5 protein-coding genes and 2 pseudogenes are annotated in these 6,278 nt (G+C 72.9%); all 7 read left to right on the top strand.

Translation table 11 applies throughout. From position 1 onward, the window contains the following. A pseudogene (locus tag BJP40_RS34675) lies at window positions 1-914 on the top strand (hypothetical protein); the annotation flags it as partial. A 10-nt stretch (window positions 915-924) separates the two neighbouring features. Beyond that, the gene (locus tag BJP40_RS26850; protein ID WP_071283010.1) at window positions 925-1,425 is read left to right on the top strand and encodes a hypothetical protein; all 501 of its coding nucleotides are present in this window, start codon (window positions 925-927) and stop codon (window positions 1,423-1,425) included. Window positions 1,426-1,433: 8 nt separating this feature from the next. Further along, window positions 1,434-2,537 (top strand): peptidoglycan-binding protein, encoded by a 1,104-nt coding sequence (locus BJP40_RS26845; protein ID WP_071283009.1) that lies wholly within the window; start codon window positions 1,434-1,436, stop codon window positions 2,535-2,537. A 12-nt stretch (window positions 2,538-2,549) separates the two neighbouring features. Then, a complete protein-coding gene (locus tag BJP40_RS26840) occupies window positions 2,550-2,843 on the top strand; it encodes a hypothetical protein (protein ID WP_071283008.1) in 294 nt (97 codons plus the stop codon). Between the two features lie 87 nt (window positions 2,844-2,930). Continuing rightward, window positions 2,931-3,254 carry a hypothetical protein gene (locus BJP40_RS26835; RefSeq protein ID WP_256220829.1) on the top strand — a complete coding sequence of 108 codons (324 nt, stop codon included), beginning with the start codon at window positions 2,931-2,933 and terminating at the stop codon, window positions 3,252-3,254. Between the two features lie 356 nt (window positions 3,255-3,610). Next, complete coding sequence (locus tag BJP40_RS26830; RefSeq protein ID WP_071283006.1) at window positions 3,611-4,045, top strand: helix-turn-helix domain-containing protein; 435 nt, start codon at window positions 3,611-3,613, stop codon at window positions 4,043-4,045. Window positions 4,046-4,822: 777 nt separating this feature from the next. Continuing rightward, a pseudogene (locus tag BJP40_RS26825) lies at window positions 4,823-6,008 on the top strand (helix-turn-helix domain-containing protein). Window positions 6,009-6,278 lie beyond the last annotated feature (270 nt).

Below are 6,278 nucleotides of genomic sequence, written 5' to 3'. Positions count from 1 at the left end.
CCGTGGCCGACGACGAGGTCCTCGGCCGGGTCGACACCGACGGCCATGCCCTGTCCGCCCCGGTCGACGAGACCGGCACCAGCCTGGCGGTCGTACCGACCGGTGCGCCGTGGCTCGGCTGGACCGTCGACCCGGCCGAGGCCCCGTGGGACGTGGCGGTTGGCGGGGAGACGTTGACCGTGTCCGCCGTCGCGGGTGATACCGCGGTGGACGCTTTCGACCGCACGGTGGCGTCCGGGTGGGGTACGGCCACGTCGGGGCAGGCATGGAGCACGTCGGGCGGCAGCGCCTCCGACTACTCGGTCGGCTCCGGGACGGGTGTGCACAGCGTCGGCACCCTGTCAGTGAACCGCTTCACGCTGCGTGCGGCCGGGACGGAGGCGGACACGAGCCTCGCGGTGTCGGTGTCCACCCCGGTACTGGCCACCGGCACCCAGGGCCACCAGGCGTACCTGATCGCCCGCCACCTCGACGCGAACAACTACTACGGCGCCCGCGTCGAGTTCGGCACGGACCAGTCGGTGCGGCTCACCCTGATCAAGGTCGTGGCCGGAGCGCCGGGCGCGTACCCGGCGGTCGACACCGGCCTCACCCACGAGGCCGGCGTGCCGGTGAGGTTCCGGTTCGACGTGCAGGGAACGACGCTGCGGGCCCGGGCGTGGCTCGCCTCCGACGTCGAGCCGACCACGTGGCAGGCCACGCAGACCGACAGCAGCCTGTCCGCCGCCGGCCAGTCCGGCCTGCGCACGCGGATTCTCACCGGCAACACCAACACCCTGCCCGTCCCGTTCAGCTTCACCGACTTCCATGTGGCGCAGCTGGTCACGGTGACCCGGTCTGCCAACGGCATCAGCAAGAGCCACGCCGCCGGGGCCGCGGTGGCGCTGGCCACCACCCCGATTATCGCCCTGTAGGAGGCCCGCTGTGGTGTACCCCTCGATCAGCCCAGGGCCGCGCATCACCGCGTCCCTGCTGACCAACATGCTGCCCCTCGCCGTGGCCAAGAACTCGGCGACCGACCGGGCGTCGGTCACCTCAACCAGCCCTGACCCGGACCTCCAGCTGACCCTGGAGGCATCGGCGGTCTACCTGCTGGACGGCCTGATCATCGTGTCCGGTCCCGTCGCCGCGGACCTGCGGTGCCTCGTGGCAGGCCCGGCCGGCGCATCGGGCACCTGGATGCTGATCGCGCCGGGCGTCGCCTCCGCTACCGAACCGGACGATGTGCGCCCCCGCGCGTTCTCGCTCGGCTCGGTAGCCGCCTACGGCCTGCCCCCCACCAGCGCCTCCGGGTTCGCGCTGCGCGCGTACATCAGCACCGTCTCCGCCGGCACCGCCTCGTTCGACTGGTCCCAGCAGACCTCGGACGCCACCGCCGTGTCCGTCGCGGCCGGCTCCCACCTGCTCGCACACCGAATCGCATAGGAGCCCTCATGGACTTCGTCTCCCGCTCAGATCTGGGGCTCCCCCCAACCAGCCCGGCGGCGTACCTCGCGTCGACGCGGGGGGTGAAGGTCCACTACCTCGGCACGGCCTACACCTCCCGCGCGTACGAGGGGTGCGCGGCCTACGTGCGGCAGCTCCGGGCCGCGCACCTGGCGAACACCGCCGAGAACTACGTGGACGTGGCGTACAACCTGCTGGTGTGCGAGCACGGCACGGTGTTCGAGGGGCGGGGCGCGCACCGCCGTAGCGGCGCCAACGGCACCGCGGAGCTGAACCGGGCGCACTACGCGGTGTGTGCGCTGCTCGGCTCCTCCGGGCTGACGGAGCCGCCCGACGCGATGCTGCGCGGCCTGCGGGACGCCATCGACTACCTGCGCCGCGAGGGCGCCGCAGGGGACGAGGTCCTCGGCCACCGCGACGGCCACCCGACGTCGTGCCCGGGTGAGCCGCTGCACGCGTGGGTGCGGGCCGGGGCGCCGCGGCCGGGCGGGGAGGTGCCGCAGGGCAGTCACGGAGCCGAGGTACCGCCGGCGCCGCCGCGGGTGGCCCGCCGCCAGGCCACGATCAACGGGCTGGTGTACGGGTACGGTGCGCGCGGCGACCATGTGACGGAGGTCGGCCGGGCCCTCGTCGCGAAGGGCCACGGCGAGCACTACCGGGTGGGCCCCGGCCCGGTGTGGTCGGATGCGGACACCCTCAACTACGCGTCGTGGCAACGTGCCCTCGGCTACCGCGGCGCGGACGCAGACGGCGTGCCCGGGGAGGTGTCGCTGCGGCGGCTGCTCGGCACCCTGCCCTCGACGCGGCCGGTGGTGGACCTGTCCCGGCTCGCCGCGGCCGCCCGGCAGGACCCGCCCGCGACCGGCACGCGCGTCTCCTACCCGGGCGTGCGGGGCGTCGAGGACGCCCTCGTCGCGGAAGGGCTGCTGGACCGGCGGTACGCGGACGGTCACTTCGGCACCGCGACCGTGCGGGCCTACGCGGCGTGGCAGCGCCGCTGCGGCTACACCGGCGCCGCGGCCGACGGTGTCCCGGGCCGCGACTCCCTGACCCGTCTCGGCCGCGCCCGCGGCTTCGACATCACCCCCTGAACGGAGATCCTCATGCACCTCCTCGCATCGATACTTCGCACCCTGGTCCCGCTGCTGGTGGGCTGGGTGGTGACCGTGACCGAGGCGCTCGGTATCGAGGTCGACTCGGTGGCGGTGGCCAGCGGCGTGATGGCCGCGGTGACCGCGGCCTACTACCTGCTGCTCCGCCTCGCCGAGCAGCTGGCCGAGCGGCTGGAGTGGACGCCGCTGCGGCTGGCGGCGGGTTGTGCTCCTGGGCTGGGCCCGACCGCCGTCCTACGAGGAGCCGCCGCCCGCGGGGACCATGCGCGTGGACCTCCACGCTGATGCGTTCGGGGAGGAGCTGCGCGAGGCCGTACGCCGCAACATCTACCTCGGGGATCGCTCGTGACGCCGTCCCCGACCGGGGTCCCCGTGATCGATGCCGTACTGGTGTGGGGTGGCGCGGCCACGGTACTGGGCGGCGTGGCTGCGATGGCGTGGCGGTCGATCGCAGGCGCCCGCCGCCTCGCCAGCCGCCTCGACGCAGTCATCGACGACTGGTCCGGCACCGAGGCGCGGCCCGGGGTCCCGGCCCGTCCCGGGGTGATGGAGCGCCTGGGCGGGATCGAGCAGCGGCTCACCGCGGTCGAGCACGAGCTGCACCCCAACTCGGGGGCCAGCCTGCGGGACGCCGTGAACCGCGTGGATGTTCGCACCGCCCGACTGTGCGAGGAGACCGAGGGAGGCCCTCCGTGAGCCGAACCGCTCGGTCAGCTCGGCGCTTCAGCACGCACGTCTTCAACGCTGCCAAGGATGGCGCGCGACAGGACCCCTGGGCGACTGCTGCCAGGGCCGCACTGATGGTCACGGTCGTGGCTGTGATGGCGGGCTATGAGAACGCGGCCATGCTCGCGTCTGGCGTCTCTGCCGCCGCCTTCGTGCTCTGTGTAGCCCTCGACCGATAACCCTTCTCTCATATCGCCCCCGCCCCCTGTTCTCCTTCGGGAGGGCAGGGGGCGGCGTTGTTGTGTCTGGACCTCGACCGGTTGACGCACGCGGAAACCTCCGGGTACAGTTAACGCATGCGGAAACTCCGCAGGGGAGGGGCCACGATGAACACCACCGCAGCAGCCACGCAGGCCGGCGTCACCATCGCCACCATCCGCACCTGGTGCCGCCGCGGCGCCGTCGCCGCCACCAAGGCCGCTGGCCGCTGGATCATCAACGCCGCCTCCCTCGCCCGCCGCATCGAGATCGGAGCCCGCCGCGTGCCCCAGCCCGCCGACACCCCCGACCTGAACCCCACGATCCTCCGCAGCATCCGCCGCGCCCGCCTCGCCTACACCCCCCACCGCGCCGACAAGCACGCCCTCGCCGACCGCTACGTCGTCGCCTACCCCCTCACGGGCTACAGCCACCCCAGCGCCTTCGGAGTGACCGTCTGGCGCGAGAAGGGCCTGATCGACGACATCACGGTCAACGGCCGTACCTACTACGTGCTGTCCGAGATGGCGGCGCGGATCCGCGCCGCCATCGCCACCCACTGACCGCCCGACAACAACGGAGAGACCGCCATGACCGAGTCCCGCGGAGGCCGCCCGAGCATCGGGCCCAAGGTCGAGACACGCATCCCCGCCGAGACGCTCGCCCGACTCGACGGCGATGCCGCCGAGCAGGGAATCGACCGCGCCCGATGGATCCGCGAGGCCATCCACCACACCCTGCGATGTCCCCTCGCGGACCCGCAGATCCCCGACACCGGGCGCACTTCCCTCGCTGACGCACTGGGAGCGGTCGCCAGTCAGGGCGACCTGCGGGACTGGGCCCTTGGACCCGGAGGCCCCCCGCGAGGAGCGGGTGATCGCGGCGGAGCGGTACGCGGGCACGACCCACGAGATGCGCACCATGATCAGCGCCCTGCGGGATGCCCTGCCGCAGCAGGACGCCCGGGACGCCTACGCCCAGGCCGAGGCCGGCGACCCGGACATGGCCCGGCCCGAGACCGCCCGCGCATGGGCCGCGCGCCACTGCCGCCGAGCAGGTCGACGGCGTGCTCGCCGCGGTCCTGTCGCTGCTGCCGGTCGACGGCGTGAGCGTCCAGGCTCGGGCCGAGGACCCGACGGCCGATGCAGACTAGCGCCAGCCGGAAGCCTGCCGCCCCCTGCTCTCCTCCGGAAGGGCAGGGGGCGGTTTCGTCATGCCCGCGGGCGCCAACCCCCGGCAGGAACGCGGGAAGGCCCCACCGTCCAGCGGCGAGCCCTTCTCCGATGTAGCCGCCCCCGGGAGCGGTACCGTTCTGGTGTCGAGTCAGAACTGGAGACAGTATGCACTCTCTGCCGCACGACCACACGGGCGCGCGCATCAAGCGGCTGCGCCTCGAACGCCACCTCACCCAGAAGGCCCTGTCAGACCTGTCCGGCATCCCCTACACCACCCTCACGAAGACCAAGCAGGGCATCCTTCCCGCCAGCCCCCAACGTCATCGGCTGCATCGCCCGAGCACTGCGGGTCCAGCCGACCACCGTGACCGGCCAGCCATACGTCGAAGAGCTCCGGGCCGACGCCCTCGACGTGCTGATCCTGCCCATCCGCGAGGCTCTCGATGTCTACGACCTCGGCGCCGACCCCGAGATCACGCCCCGCGCCATGCCGCTGCTGAAGGCAGACGCCGAGCAGCTGCTCCTCGACGTGCGCGCCGGGGAGATCAAGACGGCACCCGCGAACGTCGCCGGCCTCATCCAGGAGATGACGACGGCCGCGCACCTCACGAAGACCACCGAGGGGTGGCTGGCCCTGGCCAGCACCTACCGCACCGCCTACGACGTGGCCACCAAGCTCGGGTTCGGTGACCTGGCCTCCATCGCCCTGAGCCGCATGGACTGGGCCGCCGAGCACGCCTCGGACGCGGTGGTGGGCGGCATCTACCGGTACATGCGGGCCCTGACCTACCTGCGCTCAGGGCAGTACCGCACCGGTGACCGGCTCGTCGCGATGGGCCTGAGCGTCCTCGGCCAGGCCGAGCCAGACCGGGAGCGGGAAGCGGTCCTGGGGCAGCTGCACCTCGGCGCCGCTGTCATGGCGGGCCGGGCGAAGGACGCCGGCCGAGCCGAGGAACACCTGGCGGAGGCCGGGCGGATCGCCGAGGGCACCGGCGAGGCCGTGGACGTGCACTGGCTGTCGTTCGGGCCGACCAACGTCGCCGTGCACCAGGTGTCCGTGTACGCGGAGCTGGACCAGTATGACGAGGCGGCCCGCACCGGCAAGCAGATCGCGATGCCGCGGGAGTGGCCGGCGTCCCGCCGGAGCCACCACTACGCCGAGCTGGCCCGGGCGCAGATGTGGGACGGTGACCTGGAGGGTTCGTTCGCCAATCTGCTGCGGGCCCGGAAGGCGGCGCCGCAGCAGGCGAAGTACCACCCGACGGTGCGCGAGACGTACTCGGGCCTGGAGGGGGCGAAGCGGCGGATGCCGGATTCGTTCCTGTCGTACGGCAACTGGCTGGGCATCTGACGCTGGGTGAACCTCTGGCCCCAACTATCACCATGTCGTGATAGTTGGGGCCTTGCCGTGCCCGCACGATGTGAGACGTGTCACCAACGACCTGTCTCCATCGAGGAGTCGCCATGGCACCCCACCGCGAGGTGAACGCCCGATGACCGTGCCGCCGCCTGTGGGCCCGCCCGCCACGTGGCTCGCCGCCCCCGCGCTCGCCGGTCCCCCGCCGCCCCCGCTGACCGAGCGGCAGCGCCGCGGCCGGCAGTGCGCGGACTGCGCGATCGA

Origin of the sequence: Streptomyces sp. CC53 (genome assembly GCF_001865245.1) — a bacterium.
Taxonomy (GTDB): Bacteria; Actinomycetota; Actinomycetes; order Streptomycetales; family Streptomycetaceae; genus Streptomyces.
The sequence above is the reverse complement of the archived record's forward strand: the minus strand, read 5'-3'. Positions and strand labels throughout refer to the sequence as shown.